The sequence below is a fragment of the Paenibacillus sp. JL3B1040 genome, assembly GCF_057063165.1.
In genome coordinates, this window is record NZ_CM169317.1 from 1,827,709 (window position 1) to 1,841,929 (window position 14,221).

A 14,221-nucleotide genomic window follows, 5' to 3' on the forward strand; every position below is an offset into this window, starting at 1 on the left:
CCCTAGAACCCCCATTGCACGATTATCCCTTTGGGTAAGTGAGCAAGGAGCGGAACGAGGGAACAAGGTGATCCGCCCCATCCTCTCGTTCTCGGAGTTGTGCTTTTCGCGGCTTTAGGGCCTGAATCAACGGGATAATCCTGCAAAGCTCCGGACTACGGGGATGGACTTGGCATAGGATTTCGATTCGGTTAGATGAAAGGAGCAAAGATACTATGATTGACCAATGGGTGCGGGAGGCGCTGGAGAACGAAGCCCACGCGCTGTATCTGACCAGCCAAAACGTCAACGAAGAATATGTGAAGGCCGTCGAAATGCTGAAAAACTGCACGGGTAAGGTCGTCGTCACGGGCATCGGCAAATCGGGCCACATCGGCAAAAAAATCGCGGCCTCCTTATCCAGTACGGGGACGCCGGCGTTTTTCGTCCACTCCGCCGAAGCGGTGCACGGCGACAGCGGCATGATCGAGAAGAAAGACGTGGTGATCTTGCTGTCCAATAGCGGCGAAACGGCCGAGGTGCTGAACGTGCTGGGCATTATCGAAAAAATCGGCTCGCCTTGCATCGCCATCACCAAAAACCAAGATTCCACGCTGGGGCGCCGCTGTCACGCCGTATTGTCCTACAACTACGAGCGGGAAGCCGATCATCTCGGGCTGGCGCCGACCACGAGCGCGCTCTTGCAGTTGGCCGTCGGCGACGCTTTGGTCGTTACGTTATGCAAAGTGAAAGGCTTCACCCAAGAAAGCTTCCATCTGTTCCACCCCGGAGGCAGCCTGGGCGACCAGCTGTCCCGGAAAAACGCCGGCTCGGACGTACATTCGTGAGGAGGACGCAGCCATGGGCATTATGGTGATCGGCAGCTTCATGATGGATCTCGTCATCGGGGCCTACCGGGCCCCAGAAGACGGGGAAACGATTATCGGCAACAGCTTCGACCGATTCCCGGGGGGCAAAGGAGCCAACCAGGCGGTCGCGGCCGCCCGGCTCGGCGCTTCGGTGGCGATGGCGGGCAAGCTCGGCAACGATTCGTTCGGCCAAGAGATGAGGGCGGTGCTGGAGCAAGAAGGGATTGATGTCGGCCATATCCTGACCGATGCGCATGCGCCGACCGGCGTCGGTTCGATCGTGCTGGACGAAAACGGGCAAAACCGCATTATCGTCGTTCCCGGGGCCAACCTCCGGTTTACGCCGGAGGAAACCCGGGAGCTGGAGCCGCTCATCCGAAACGCGAAAATGCTCGTGATGCAGCTGGAAATGGATCTCTCGGTCATCGAGCAGGCCGCGGAGCTGGCTCGCAAATACGGCGTGCCTTGCATCCTGAACCCGGCCCCGGCGCGGGCGCTGAGCGACGAGCTGCTGCGCAAGGTGACGTATTTGACGCCAAACGAAAGCGAGCTGGCTTTGCTGACGGGCATCCCCGCCGATTCGCCCGAAAACGTCCGGCGGGGCGCGCAGTTGCTGCTGGACCGCGGGGTAAGCTACGTCATCGTGACGCTGGCGGAAAAGGGCGCATTGATCGCCGGCCGGGACGGCTTTACGAGCGTGGAAGGCTTCCCGGTGAAACCGATCGATACGGTGGCGGCCGGCGACTCGTTCAACGGCGCCCTGGCCGCCCGGCTGCTGCGCGGCGCTTCGGTCGAGGAAGCCGTGCGGTATGCCAACGCGGTCGGCGCTTTGACCGTCACCCGGCGGGGGGCGATTCCTTCGCTGCCCCGGCGCGAGGAAGTGGAGGCTTTTCTAAAGAGCAGAATCTAGCAACTTGCGTAGCCGAATTCGGCTGACCAAACCTAATAAAGGCAGGGATCACACCATGGAGATCGTGCAAAATTTGTCAAGCCTCTCCCGCAGTCGCCAAGGCAAAAGCAAACGGGCGTCCAGTTACGATCGTTCGGGAGGCAACAAGGATTACTTCAGCATCAAACCGGGGGACAACACCGAGATTTGCCGCATCCCCGGGGCGGGTTGCATCAAGCATATCTGGATGACGATGGCGACCGACGCTCCGGCGGAGGAAACGTTCCTGCCGCGCAAAATCGTGCTGCGCATGTACTGGGACGGCGAAACCGAACCCAGCGTGGAAGCGCCGATCGGCGATTTTTTCGGGCTTGGCCACGGAATTACGAGAAACTACACCTCCGCTTGCCTGATGATGAGCCCGGAGGACGGAAAGGCGTTCGTCAGCTATTTTCCGATGCCGTTCGCTTCCGGCGCGCGGATCACCGTGGAAAGCGAAGCGGAACAGACGATCAAATTTTATTTTTACGTCGATTACGAACAGTACGAAAGCTTGCCGGCGGATGAACTGCGCTTCCATGCCAAGTGGAACCGCGAATGCCCGACGGAAGGGATTCCCGACAAGGACGTCGATAACGCGTTTTTTGAATTCGGCGGCAAAAACACGACCGGGGACGGCAACTACGTTATCCTGGAAGCGCAAGGCAAAGGCCATTATGTCGGCTGCAATTTGAACATCCACAACCTGCGGGAGACGCGGGAGTGGAACTGGTACGGCGAAGGCGACGACATGATCTTTATCGACGGCGAGCCGTGGCCGCCTTCCCTGCACGGAACGGGAACCGAGGATTACTTCAATACGGCCTGGTGCCCGCAGCAGGAAGTCTGCACGCCGTACCACGGCATCATCCTTGGCGGAGGACCCAACTGGAGCGGGAAAATCTCCGTGTACCGCTACCATATCCAAGACCCGGTCATGTTCGACGAAAGCATCAAAGTGACGATCGAGCACGGGCACAACAACCACCGCAGCGACGATCTCTCGTCCACGGCCTATTGGTATCAGTCCGAGCCGCATCTGCCGTTCGCGCCTTTGCCGAAGGTCAAGGAACGCTTGCCGCTGCCGGACATCCTGCCGTTCGACGAGGAATCGAACCGTCAGCAATTTGCGCACCCCAATCCGTAAGCAGAGCGGCCATCCGTCGGGATGGCCGCTTGCGTTGTTCGTCACCCGTCGATTGATTCGAAGGGGGTTCTATTCTAAAATATGGATAGATGATGATAGCGATTTCATAGAATGGGATGATCATTTGGCGACAATTTACGATATCGCGGACAAACTGGGCCTCTCCCCGTCTACCGTCTCGCGCGCCCTGTCCGGCCGCGGATACTGCAAAGAAGAAACCCGGAAGCGGATCATGCAGGCGGCGGAAGAGTTGGATTACGCCCCCGACCAATCGGCCAAAATGCTGAAAACGCGGGTATCGAACAAAGTTTTGTTCACGGTTCCGGATTTATGCAATCCTTTTTATTTCGATATGATTCAAGGCATCAACGACGTGCTGGACCCGTACGGCTACCTGCTGATCCTGATGGACACGAAAAACCGGCTGGACGAAGAGAAACGGGCGATCCAACTGCTGCGGGAAAAATACGCCGACGGCATGATCATGGTTTCTTTCGATTTTTGTGAGGAAAATATCGCTTTGCTGAACCGCCTGCATGCGCCGGTCGTGCTGACGAACCGCTACGTTTCGCCCGTCGGCAAGGACCGTTTCCATTACGTCTGGGTCGATACGCAGCTGGGGATCAAAGAGGTGGTGCGCCACTTCGTGAGTCAAGGCATCCGCCGCATCGGGTATATAGGCGGCCGTTTGCAGGAGCAAACCGGCCGGGAACGCTACGAAGGCTACCGCGAAGGATTGGAAGAGGCGGGGCTTTCGCTGCGCGCCGATTGGGTCCGGGAAAGCGACTATACGGAGCAAGGCGGTTATTTGGCCGGCCTATCCTTGCTGGCCGGCAGCCATCCGCTTCCGGAGGCCGTTGCCTGCGCCAATGACCTGATGGCCTACGGCTTCCTGCGCGCCTGCGAAGAGAAGCGGATTCGCGTCCCCGAAGACCTGCTGCTTGCCGGGATGGACAATTTGAGCCTCTCGTCCCGCATTTCTCCCCAATTAACGTCGGTTTCACTCCGGGCGGGGGAAATCGGACGGACGGCGGCGGAAATACTGATTCGCCGCATGAACGGAGAGACTCAGCCGATCAAAAACATCAAACTGCTGCCCGAGCTGATCGTTCGCGAATCGAGCGTTTCTCATCGCTCCGCCCCCTGATTCTCCTTGCGGAGGTCCGCGATCAAATTCGACATAATTACCTTGTCGGAAATCCGCAGCCGTTTCATTGCCTCTTCATGGGGAGCGCGGCACGGCTCGATTTCCGTCGGCTCCCGGCTGTCCAGATCGTAGCAGTTGCCATTTTCAAACAGATTATCGGGCGAAGGAATGTAATACAGCTTGCTGTCCGTAAACGCTCCCGAGCGGAGGACGACCAGGCGATCCATTTCAGAGTCGGCAAACCAATGGTTGCCCATCATGTAATAAGGAGCCGAGGAGATCCCCAGCAAATGCAGCAAAGACGGGGCCATGTCGAGTTGGCCGGCAGGTTCATCGTACACGCCGGCCAGCTTGCCATCCGGCAGATGTATGAGCAGCGGCACCTGATTCATGATTTGGTGCATATCGAGATCGCTGAGCGGTTTGCCGAGGAATTTTTCGTAGTCCTCTTTGCCCGTGACCGAGTTATCGTGATCGCCGTAAAAATACAGGATCGTGTTGTCCCACAAGCCGTTCTGCTTCAAACCCTCCACCAATTCGCCAAGTGCGGCATCCACGTAATGCACCGACTGCAAATAATCGCCGAAAATCGTTCCTTGGAACTCGCCGGTGTCAAGCTCCTGTAGGCTGGCCGGCAGCGAATAAGGATGATGGCTGGTTAAAGTGATCATAAACGAATAAAAGGGCTGGTTTTCTTGAGCCATGAACCCTAAGGATTGCCGGAAAAAGGATTTGTCGCCCAGCGACCAGCCCAGGGGCTCGTCCAGCTGGAAGTCTTTTTTGCTGTAGAACCGGTCGTAACCCATCGCTTGGTACATATTGTTGCGGTTCCAGAAGCTGCCTTCGTAAGCATGAAAGGCTCCGGTCGTATAACCGGCTTGCGCCTTCAGGATCTGCGGCAGCACGTCGAACGTATGATTCGGGTAACGGACCGCGACCGATCCCGTCGGCAGGGGATGCAGCGAGCTGTTTGAGGCGAAGTCCGCATCCGAGGTTCGCCCCTGGCCCGTTTGATGGTAGAAGTTCGAGAAGTATAGGCTTTCGTCCATCAGCTTGTTGAAATTCGGAGTGACTTCTTGGCCGCCGATTTGTTTGCCGATCATGAAATTCATGAACGCCTCGGCCTGGATGACGATGACGTTGCTCCCGGCGTACGCCCCAAACAGGTCATTGTCCGCTTGACGGCGCTGGCCGGCTTCGGCGAACCACTGCCGGATCTCGTCCTGTTCCCCGGCGCTGACCGTTTGGCCACCTCCGAGATGCTCCTTGAGGTAGCGGCTGGCGTCATAATAATGAAAGCCGAGCAAGCCGGTGACGTTGTACAAGGAGACGTTCCACCAGTTGTTTTCGAACAGCCCGACCGCCCAGGTTTGGGTATAGTAACGGATCGGCCCCATCGTTAAGGCAAAGCCGAGCAGAAAGACGCCGATCCCCGTGAACAGGCGACCGAATCGGCGCCCGCCGCTTCTCCGGCTTCCCGAGCCGAAGGTAACGGGGGAGAAGGAGCCGCTCCCCATGCCGGAGTAAGCGGAGGGGCCGTGAAGCCGATCCCTCCGGCGACGGTCACTCCCGCGGGTCAACCGCAGCCCCAATTTCACCGCGGCCCAGGCGGCCCAATCGGCGATCAGCCACAGATCGGCAGGGCGGATCAACTCGCGGATGCTGCCGCCGAGCTCCCCCACTTGTCCGGCTTGCAGCAACACGGGCACCGTCAGAAAATCGCTGAAATACCGATAATAGACCAGATCGGCGAAAATCAACACCGTGAGCAGCACGTTCAATACGCCTAAGGCGATCCCTCTTCCGCGCGGGGGCAGCCACAGCGTCCAGAACGAGACCAGCATGACGGAGCCGATGGCGATCAGATCGTCCAGCAGGTTCATGTCGATATAGCGGGCGTGCAGGTTAGTATGCAGAATGACAAGTTTCATGAAAATTGCGGCAACGAATAACAAATAGACGAAATGGCGGCCGCTAAAGCCGCGATTTGGTGTCAAACGCAGCATGACGGATCGTCAGCTCCTTTCCTTGCGGGTGTAAAAAGGGAGAACCCTCCCCCCACGGCTAATGGCGCGGAGGAAGGGGCCCGAGGTACTGCAAATATTGGCATTCGATGCGCCCGTTGAACAGCTTGCGGCGTTTGTCCGCTTTGCGCTGGAAGTCGTGCTCGAACTGCTTGGTCGGCGTGAGCGCGAAGAAGGACCATGTCGGAAGCCCGGCCATCACGCGCCCGAGTTGGGCGATCAGCTTGCGCACTTCCTTCTCTTCGCCGATCCGCTCGCCGTAGGGCGGGTTCGTGATCATGACGCCGTAATCGCCCTGCGGTTGGATCTTGACGGCAGGCATGCAGGCGAACTGGATTTCGTTCGCCAGCCCGGCGCTTTTGGCCGCGGCCTTGGCGATCTCGATCGCTGCCGGGTCGATGTCGCTGCCGGCGATGTGGAGCGGCACGTCATCGCGCACCGCGTCGATCGCCTCGTCGCGCGCCTGTTGCCACAGCTCCTCCGGCACGACCGGCCAGCGCTCGGCGTTGAACGTGCGCCGCAGGCCCGGCGCGAGGTTCCAGCCGATCATCGCCGCCTCGATCGGCAGCGTCCCCGAGCCGCAGCACGGGTCGTAGAACGGCCGCGCCGGGTTTTGGTTCCAGCGGCTCAGCAGGATCATCGCCGCCGCCATCGTTTCCTTGAGCGGCGCCTCCGTCGCGTGCTTGCGGTAGCCGCGCTTATGCAGCGCCGGACCGGTCGTGTCCAGCGTCAACAACGCCTTGTCGTTCAGCAGGTTGACCTCGATCACGTAACGCGGCCCGGTTTCTTCGAACCACTCGGTATGATACGACTGCTTCAGCTTGTCGACGATCGCTTTTTTGACGATCCCCTGGCAAGCCGGTACGCTGCTAAGCTGCGATTTGTGGGAGCGGCCCTCTACCGGAAATTCCCCGTTAGCCGGGATAAAATCCTGCCAAGGCAGCGCCTTGGTGCCTTCGAACAGCTCGTCGAAGGTGACCGCGGTGAACTCGCCCATCTTGATGAGCACTCGGTCCGAGGTTCGGAGCCACAAATTGCAACGGCAGATGTCGATCAGATCTCCGGTAAAATGGACCCGGCCGTTCTCCACGACCGTGTCTTCGTAACCTAATTCCTTTAATTCGCGCGCAACCACGGCTTCCAGGCCCATCGGCGCGGTTGCGATCAATTGCAAAGGTCCAGCCATAGGTAAGTCAATCACTCCAGCTTCGCTTAGACTTGTGAGAATAACGGAAAAACCATACAATTCAGTATAGGCCAATGTTCTGCAAGTTACAAACGGTTCTTGTCCTAGGAACGGATGAAAGGAAGATCGAAATGCTGACGCCGGAACAATACGGTGATGAACTATACGCCAAGGACGAAGTGCTGGAGCGGGTGACGCGATCCATCGCGGACAGCGGGATGCGCGACGTGTCGATCGCGCCGGGGTACGGCCGGCTGCTGACGCTGCTGGTCAAGCTGGCCGGAGCCAAAGCCGTGCTGGAAATCGGTGCGCTGGGCGGGTACAGCGGCATCTGCCTGGCGCGGGGGCTGCCCGCGGACGGGCGGCTGTTGTCGCTGGAGCTGAAGGAGGAGAACGCCGAGCTGGCGCGGACCAACTTGCGAGAGGCCGGATTCGGGCAGGTTGCGGAGTATAGGGTCGGACCTGCGCTCGACAGCCTGCAAACCCTGGAGCAACGGGGGGAGCGGTTTGATTTCTTTTTCATTGATGCGGACAAAGAAAACTACCCCAATTATCTCGAATATGCCATCAAGCTGGCAAAACCGGGGGCGCTGATTGCCGGGGACAATATCCTGCTGCGCGGGCGGACGCTGAACGAGGACAAAAACGGGCCGTCGGTGCAGGCGATGCGCCGATTCAACGAGACGATCGCCCGGGATGAGCGGTTGATCAGCACGTTGCTGCCGGCGTATGACGGGTTGGCGCTGGCGATGGTGAAATAAGCAAAGACGGGTCATTTGACAAGAATCAAATGACCCGTTCGTTGACGGCTAAGCCCCTTCAACCATGTCCCGTTTGCGGTAGCCCATATAGCCTAATCCCATCAAAGCAATGCTGATGGCCGTGAGCGAAATAAAAGTTGCCGCATCGAACGGATCCACCGGCATCCGCGGGATCCAGCTTTGGACGGCGGTTTTCGAGAACCATTCCGGCAAATCCAGAATGCCGCCAAAATAGTTTAATGCAAAAGAATACCCAAGATAAGCATAAACCGCTTTGCCTAGTCTTGGTGCCCAACCCAAAGCCATCGCGGCAAGTCCGGTAAAGAACAACATGGATGGCAGGAAGTTATAACCTGCGGCGAGAAAATCCCCCATGGTCATGGGAGAACCGTCGCCTAATGCAGAAACGGCGGTCCCGCCCAGTCCGGCTGAAGCCAGCAAAATGCCGAGCACTCCTGCAATGATGGCCAAAATGACACTCGTCCAATAGAGCTTAGCCCGCGTCACTTTTGTCGCATAAAGCTGGCTTAAATGCAGCCGCGATTCCTCCGAGACAAGTTTGTTTACGATGGCGATTGGCAAAATGGAAACCAATCCGATCATGACCATCATAATGGTCCCGGTGAAGGCTTCTTCGATGGAAACGCCGGAGACCGTAAACATTTGACTTAGAATTTCGTTGCTTTCCAGGAACGTCTGCATGTCTCCGTAAATCGAACCATAGGCTGCTCCCATAAGGACGAAGGCAATCATCCAACTGATCATCACGCCTTTGTTCAGCTTGGTAAACAAGCCGGGTACGGACAGCAATGATTTTTTTGCCGACTCCCGGCCTTCTCGTTCGGGCAAATAACCGGCCCCCATATCCCGACCGCCTTCAAGGACAAAAGCGATGATCACGACAATGATGCTGAAGGCCGCGGCCAAAGCTAGAGGCACCCCATTGTTTTCCGTAAATGGATAAGTCAGATAAGTCCAGCCCATCGGGTTGATCATGGAGAAGTCGGCGTTCGACACATCCGTACCGGCGCGAAAAATGTACAGCAAGCCTACCATCCCGAGCGATGCCCCCGTTGCGGCGGATGAGGTCGGCATAATTTGCGCCATCACTAAGGCGATCCCGGCCCCCAAGACCCCGGCCATCCCGATGGATGCGCCAAACAAAAAGGAACCTTCCGCGGAAATCGCCTCAACGCCAAAGCTGGTCATGATTCCGCCAATGACGAGGGCTAGGATCATATTGATGATGAAGACTTCGGCAACCACCGCAAGCGAGTTGGCTTGCCGTCCTACTCGAAAGGAACGGACAAGTTCCGTAAGCCCAAGATCCTCTTCTTTGCGAGTATGGCTTACCACGTGCAAAGCGGTGACAATCATTGCAAACAACCCGCAGAATAACAACATTTCATGGGCATACATCGCGCCTAAAGTATAATCCGCCGCAGATTCGATCGGCGTCGGACCAACCATGGAGATCATGGCCGGATTTTGCATGGTCTCATACATTCCCTGTAAGCCTTGCCCCTTGCCGATTTCTTCGAATGCCGGAACAAATCCGGCTGAAAACAAACCCAAGCCTAAGATCCAAAACATGATTTTTTTCCAATCCCGTTTCAGATATTGAACAAACAAAACGTCCCAACGTGCAAATTTCTCTTGCATGATATCGTTTCCTCCTTCCCGCTCTTAGACTTCGTAATGACGCATGAATAAGTCTTCAAGCGTAGGCGGCACCGATTCAAACTTCTTGACGCCCAATTTTGCCGCTTCGGACAAAATATCGTTGATATAAGCATTATCCGCAGAGAAGGTCGCTTGATTCCCGATTTGCTTGAAATCATGGACCCCGTTAACGGAAGCCATCCGAGCTGCATCGCCTTCGGTTACCATCGTGACTGTGGAACGGGTGAGGTGACGCAATTCGTCCAAGGTCCCGGTTTCAACTACCTTGCCTTGACGAATAATGACCACCTTATCGGCCAGACGCTCCACTTCGCTCAAAATATGAGAGGACAGCAAAATCGCTTTCCCCGAATATTTGATTTGTTCGACTTCTTCTTGGAAGACCGCTTCCATTAACGGATCCAGACCGGAAGTCGGCTCGTCGAGAATATACAAATCGGAGGCAACGGACAAAGCCGCAATCAAGCCGACCTTTTGCCGGTTGCCTTTCGAGTAGCCCTTTGCCTTCTTCTTGGGATCCAATTCAAAACGTTTAATCAAATGATCGCGCTTCTTTTTGTCTCCGCCGCCGTGCAGCTTTATAAACAAATCAATGATTTCGCCGCCGGTCAAGCTGCCCCAAAGCGCCACGTCCCCCGGAACATATGAAATCCGTTTATGAATCTCAAGGCTGTCCTTCCATACATCCTTGCCAAAGATTCGGGCCTCCCCGGCATCCCGACGAATGATTCCGAGCAGCGTGCGAATCGTTGTTGATTTCCCCGCACCGTTTGGTCCGATAAAGCCGACGACTTCTCCGGCGTTTACCGTGAACGACACGTCATGCAAAGCTTTGAATTTACCGAACTTTTTCTGCAAACCTTGAACTTTTACCATTTCCGTCATAGCACTAAAACCCCTTCTTAACCAGTTTTAGTAACGTGCTTTCCAGTTTAAAAACAAAGCTTTACTCGGATAATTATGAACTTAATATGATATAATAGTTCATAATTATAGAGTTAATCGCCAAGTTTTAAACCAAAGTTCATTTACAGATTCAGTTATAATCCTTTTTATCGGCATAGTCAATTTAAAAATCTTAAATTATGAACTATGCATTGTTTGATCATTCATAACTATCAATCTATAATTTATAGATAGCAGAGTTGTGAACCCAATACTCCATAATTGGATAGAAGTCGACAAAGATAGAAAGCGGGAATGAGAAATGAATGGTTTTGAGAAGAGGACGCGGGAGAAGAAAAAACAAGTTTTGCAAGCAACTTTTGACTTGATGAACTCCGAGGCCGGCCTGGAAAATGTGACGATGGATGAGATTGCCAAACACTCGAAGGTCGGTAAAACGACGATTTTTAAGTATTTTGGAAGCAAAGAAAACCTGATTCACGAGGTTTTTACGTTTTTTTTGACTCAAATGGGGGAATCGGCGCGGGCCATTATGGCCGAAAATAAGCCCTTCGAAGAAACCATCATTGCCATGAGTCAGAACAAAATCAATTATTTGGAGAAAGTCAACAAACAATTTTATTTGGATTTAATGGATCATTTTACGAAGAAGGACGATGACGGCATATCGCTGATCATGCAGCAATACGTTAAGGAAGGTTACAGTATGATGTTGGATTTGTTCCATCGCGGACGTAAGGAAGGCAAGATAGATCTGAAGTATTCGGATGAATTTCTTTTGATTTATTTCCAAGCTCTGGTCGAAGGGATCTCCAGCCCGCACATCTACCCGAAGATTCTCCCTTATACCGCCCAATGGGCGGAATTGCTGATCAAAGGGATGGCGCCGAGTCAGCCGAGTCAATAGAATAGACGAACACGACTCTGTTCTGAATAGGGCAGAGTTTTGATCATGCGGCAATAAGTGCAGTGATTTGTTTTGACTGATTATGAGAGATATTGAAAGTACTTGATTGATATTTTCTCGGGTTATGATACGATGTTCTTATGTTCATAGTCAGGAGGGGGAAGGATGTTAACGGAGGAGAGATATCACCGGATAATGCAGCGGCTGCGGGAGGAGGGAATCGTCAAGCTCCAGGACCTTTGCGCGCTGCTTGAAGCCTCCGAATCCACCGTAAGGCGGGATTTGGCGGATTTGGAGGAACGGGGGCTGCTCCGTAGAGTCCATGGCGGTGCGGCGCTGCCGGCCATGTCCGGGGGACTGGAGCCCGGCATGGCGGAAAAATCGGCCGTGAACCTCCCTCAAAAGCAAACGATTGCCGAAATCGCCTCCAATTTGGTGCGGGACGGGGAGGCGATTTATCTGGATGCCGGGACGACCACCCTGGCCATGGTTCCTTATCTGAAAGCGAAGCGGATCACGGTCGTAACCAACGGCTTGCCGCAGATTGAGGCGCTGTTGGAAGCCGAGATTTCCGGCTATTTGCTCGGCGGACTGGCGAAACGGCGCACGAAAGCGCTGATCGGCAGCCTGGCGCAGGATCATCTGGAGCATTTTCGTTTTGACCGGTGTTTCCTTGGGGCGAACGGGGTTCACCCGGAAGCGGGGTATACGACGCCGGACCCGGAGGAAGCGACATTGAAGCGCTGCGCAAGCGCGAGATCCGCCCAAACGTTCGTGCTTGCCGATTCCAGCAAAATCGGGACCATCGCCTTCGCCCGAATTTTGGAGCTGGAGCGGGCGGCACTGATTACGGAGCAAGTCCCGCCACGCTGGCGTCAGCCGATCGCGGAGAAGACCAATCTAATCGGAGGGTAATCCTATCATGATCTATACCATCACCTTAAATCCTTCCATCGACTATATCGTGGAAGTGGACGATCTGCATCTCGGCGGATTGAATCGAATGAAGCGGGACCTGAAGCTGCCTGGCGGGAAGGGCATTAACGTCTCGCGCGTGCTGAAGCGGCTTGGGGCGGACACAACCGCAATGGGGTTTCTCGGCGGGTTCACCGGCGATTTTATCGAGGAGTTTTTGCGGAGAGAACAGGTCGCTACGGATTTTGCACGCGTACAAGGCGGAGATACCCGCATCAATATTAAGCTTAAGCATGGGGAGGAGACGGAGTTGAACGGCGGCGGTCCGGCCATCGCGGAAGAGGAAGCCCATGCCTTGGTGGAGAAGCTGTCCTGCCTGGAGCAAGGCGATCTGGTCGTTTTGGCTGGCAGTCTGCCCCCGTCGCTCCCCGGCGATTTCTACGAGCGGCTGATCGGCATGTGTAAGAAGCAAGGCGCCGAATTCGCGATCGACACCACGGGGGAGCCGCTGCGCCAAGCGCTGCCGCATCGCCCGCTGCTCGTGAAGCCGAACCATCACGAGTTGGCCGAACTATTCGGCGTGCCGATGGAGACACGAGAGCAGTTGATTACGTACGGCCGACGACTGCTGGAAGAAGGGGCGCAGTACGTCTTGATTTCGATGGCCGGTGAAGGCGCTTTGCTGGTTGGCGGCGACGAGGTATACCATGCCAATGTCCCGCCCGGCCAGGTTCGCAACTCCGTGGGCGCCGGCGATTCGATGATCGCCGGTTTCGCGGGAACGCTCGCGCTGGGTGGCGACCTGCTGGAGGCATTCCGTCTCGGCGTCGCGTCGGGCAGCGCAACCGCCTTCTCCGACGATTTGGCCGAGCGGGCGTTGATTGAGGAACTTCAGGCAAAGGTGAGTATCGAGAAGATCGGATAAGGAAGAAAGAACCCCAATCCGCGATTGGGGTTCTTTCCTCATGGTCCGTCATGATAGAGATGTGCCCAGCCGTTGCCGATGACCTGGGGCCGCCGGGGATTGCCGTCGCTCTGCTGGTATGGCCGCAGCCCATATCCCTGATTATAGGGCGGATGGCTGGAATGCGGGGAATAAGCCTGTTGCTGCGGATTAGGGTAAGGGGCGGGTTGGTTTTCCTGATGACACCCCCGCGGCGGGCCAATAATCACCGTTTGATTTAGCGGCGCGAATGCTTCCCGGACTTGGTTTACATCGAGACAATAGGCATGCGCGAACGCTTCAGGCGGAGTTAACCGCAGCATATCGGAGGCGGGGATGATCTCCGGAATCGGCTGATCAAAAATAGCCAGGAAACGCGTCCCGTCCATCGTCGCGGTATCGTAGTGCCACCACCCCTGCGGTACGCTTGTCGCTTGGCCGGGACGGTTCGGATAATGCCGCAGCTCTTTGGTGAACGGGTTGATGATGGAGACGACCACTTCCCCCGAAAGGCAGTATACAAGCTCGGAGGCATTTTGGTGAATATGCATTTCGATTACATTGCCTTTGTCCAGATACGTATCCAATAACGACATATTTCCGAGTGTATTTAACTGTTGGATGGACAATTCGTTAATGAAGTTGCGTTGATCCTTTCTTACCGTTGTGTTCCGGTTGACGTCGAACGTAAACTGTGCGTTGGGTGACGTGAAATCCATGTAAGAAACCGCCATGGTCGTTCCCTGCCTTTCCTACGTATAGGCGCTATCACTTCTACTGGATATGTATGTTTATAATGGGGTTTATATGTGCGTTTCTGGGGTTG

General features: G+C 55.5%; 13 protein-coding genes. 8 read left to right on the forward strand and 5 right to left on the reverse strand.

The features are described 5' to 3' along the window. The first annotated feature begins 215 nt into the window (after positions 1 to 215). The 4 genes from ACZF99_RS08125 (at position 216) to ACZF99_RS08140 (ending at position 4,070) form a co-directional block, all read left to right on the forward strand. Positions 216 to 827: a KpsF/GutQ family sugar-phosphate isomerase gene (locus ACZF99_RS08125; protein ID WP_068786445.1), complete on the forward strand. Its 612-nt coding sequence runs from the start codon at positions 216 to 218 to the stop codon at positions 825 to 827. A 13-nt stretch (positions 828 to 840) separates the two neighbouring features. Next, complete coding sequence (rbsK, locus tag ACZF99_RS08130; protein WP_483610670.1) at positions 841 to 1,758, forward strand: ribokinase; 918 nt, start codon at positions 841 to 843, stop codon at positions 1,756 to 1,758. A gap of 4 nt (positions 1,759 to 1,762) precedes the next feature. After that, complete coding sequence (locus ACZF99_RS08135) at positions 1,763 to 2,923, forward strand: glycoside hydrolase family 172 protein (protein ID WP_483610672.1); 1,161 nt, start codon at positions 1,763 to 1,765, stop codon at positions 2,921 to 2,923. Between the two features lie 124 nt (positions 2,924 to 3,047). Next, entirely contained in the window at positions 3,048 to 4,070 is a 1,023-nt protein-coding gene (locus tag ACZF99_RS08140) for a LacI family DNA-binding transcriptional regulator (RefSeq protein ID WP_483610674.1), read from the forward strand. On the opposite strand, the gene ACZF99_RS08145 is transcribed toward ACZF99_RS08140, so the two are convergent. Together ACZF99_RS08145 and ACZF99_RS08150 are read right to left on the reverse strand one after the other, a co-directional pair. After that, positions 4,052 to 6,076 carry an LTA synthase family protein gene (locus ACZF99_RS08145; RefSeq protein WP_483610676.1) on the reverse strand — a complete coding sequence of 675 codons (2,025 nt, stop codon included), beginning with the start codon at positions 6,074 to 6,076 and terminating at the stop codon, positions 4,052 to 4,054. The genes ACZF99_RS08140 and ACZF99_RS08145 overlap by 19 nt on opposite strands. A 58-nt stretch (positions 6,077 to 6,134) precedes the next feature. Further along, positions 6,135 to 7,280: a THUMP domain-containing class I SAM-dependent RNA methyltransferase gene (locus ACZF99_RS08150; RefSeq protein WP_483610678.1), complete on the reverse strand. Its 1,146-nt coding sequence runs from the start codon at positions 7,278 to 7,280 to the stop codon at positions 6,135 to 6,137. Between the two features lie 131 nt (positions 7,281 to 7,411). On the opposite strand from ACZF99_RS08150, the gene ACZF99_RS08155 reads away from it, so the two are divergent. Then, positions 7,412 to 8,041, forward strand: a complete 630-nt coding sequence (locus ACZF99_RS08155) for an O-methyltransferase (RefSeq protein ID WP_483610680.1) — start codon at positions 7,412 to 7,414, stop codon at positions 8,039 to 8,041. A gap of 48 nt (positions 8,042 to 8,089) precedes the next feature. On the opposite strand, the gene ACZF99_RS08160 is transcribed toward ACZF99_RS08155, so the two are convergent. Together ACZF99_RS08160 and ACZF99_RS08165 are read right to left on the reverse strand one after the other, a co-directional pair. Continuing rightward, positions 8,090 to 9,703: an ABC transporter permease gene (locus tag ACZF99_RS08160; RefSeq protein ID WP_483610682.1), complete on the reverse strand. Its 1,614-nt coding sequence runs from the start codon at positions 9,701 to 9,703 to the stop codon at positions 8,090 to 8,092. Positions 9,704 to 9,727: 24 nt separating this feature from the next. Further along, positions 9,728 to 10,609 carry an ABC transporter ATP-binding protein gene (locus ACZF99_RS08165; protein ID WP_483610684.1) on the reverse strand — a complete coding sequence of 294 codons (882 nt, stop codon included), beginning with the start codon at positions 10,607 to 10,609 and terminating at the stop codon, positions 9,728 to 9,730. 367 nt (positions 10,610 to 10,976) lie between these two features. Between ACZF99_RS08165 and ACZF99_RS08170 the strand changes: the two genes are divergently transcribed. From ACZF99_RS08170 to pfkB, 3 genes are all read left to right on the forward strand, one after another. Next, positions 10,977 to 11,537, forward strand: a complete 561-nt coding sequence (locus tag ACZF99_RS08170; RefSeq protein WP_483610686.1) for a TetR/AcrR family transcriptional regulator — start codon at positions 10,977 to 10,979, stop codon at positions 11,535 to 11,537. Positions 11,538 to 11,702: 165 nt separating this feature from the next. Next, complete coding sequence (locus tag ACZF99_RS08175; RefSeq protein WP_483610688.1) at positions 11,703 to 12,452, forward strand: DeoR/GlpR family DNA-binding transcription regulator; 750 nt, start codon at positions 11,703 to 11,705, stop codon at positions 12,450 to 12,452. 7 nt (positions 12,453 to 12,459) lie between these two features. Next, positions 12,460 to 13,377 (forward strand): 1-phosphofructokinase, encoded by a 918-nt coding sequence (pfkB, locus tag ACZF99_RS08180; protein ID WP_483610690.1) that lies wholly within the window; start codon positions 12,460 to 12,462, stop codon positions 13,375 to 13,377. A gap of 38 nt (positions 13,378 to 13,415) precedes the next feature. Here pfkB and ACZF99_RS08185 read toward each other — a convergent pair whose 3' ends face one another. Beyond that, the gene (locus ACZF99_RS08185) at positions 13,416 to 14,129 is read right to left on the reverse strand and encodes a cupin domain-containing protein (RefSeq protein ID WP_483610692.1); all 714 of its coding nucleotides are present in this window, start codon (positions 14,127 to 14,129) and stop codon (positions 13,416 to 13,418) included. Positions 14,130 to 14,221 lie beyond the last annotated feature (92 nt).

What these genes read in the sequence shown, in the direction of transcription:
- ACZF99_RS08185 (WP_483610692.1), bottom strand. Translation starts at nt 14,129, where the DNA reads ATGGCGGTTTCTTACATGGATTTCACGTCACCCAACGCACAGTTTACG.
- pfkB (WP_483610690.1), top strand. Translation starts at nt 12,460, where the DNA reads ATGATCTATACCATCACCTTAAATCCTTCCATCGACTATATCGTGGAA.
- ACZF99_RS08150 (WP_483610678.1), bottom strand. Translation starts at nt 7,280, where the DNA reads ATGGCTGGACCTTTGCAATTGATCGCAACCGCGCCGATGGGCCTGGAA.
- ACZF99_RS08155 (WP_483610680.1), top strand. Translation starts at nt 7,412, where the DNA reads ATGCTGACGCCGGAACAATACGGTGATGAACTATACGCCAAGGACGAA.
- rbsK (WP_483610670.1), top strand. Translation starts at nt 841, where the DNA reads ATGGGCATTATGGTGATCGGCAGCTTCATGATGGATCTCGTCATCGGG.
- ACZF99_RS08160 (WP_483610682.1), bottom strand. Translation starts at nt 9,703, where the DNA reads ATGCAAGAGAAATTTGCACGTTGGGACGTTTTGTTTGTTCAATATCTG.
- ACZF99_RS08175 (WP_483610688.1), top strand. Translation starts at nt 11,703, where the DNA reads ATGTTAACGGAGGAGAGATATCACCGGATAATGCAGCGGCTGCGGGAG.
- ACZF99_RS08125 (WP_068786445.1), top strand. Translation starts at nt 216, where the DNA reads ATGATTGACCAATGGGTGCGGGAGGCGCTGGAGAACGAAGCCCACGCG.
- ACZF99_RS08165 (WP_483610684.1), bottom strand. Translation starts at nt 10,609, where the DNA reads ATGACGGAAATGGTAAAAGTTCAAGGTTTGCAGAAAAAGTTCGGTAAA.
- ACZF99_RS08145 (WP_483610676.1), bottom strand. Translation starts at nt 6,076, where the DNA reads ATGCTGCGTTTGACACCAAATCGCGGCTTTAGCGGCCGCCATTTCGTC.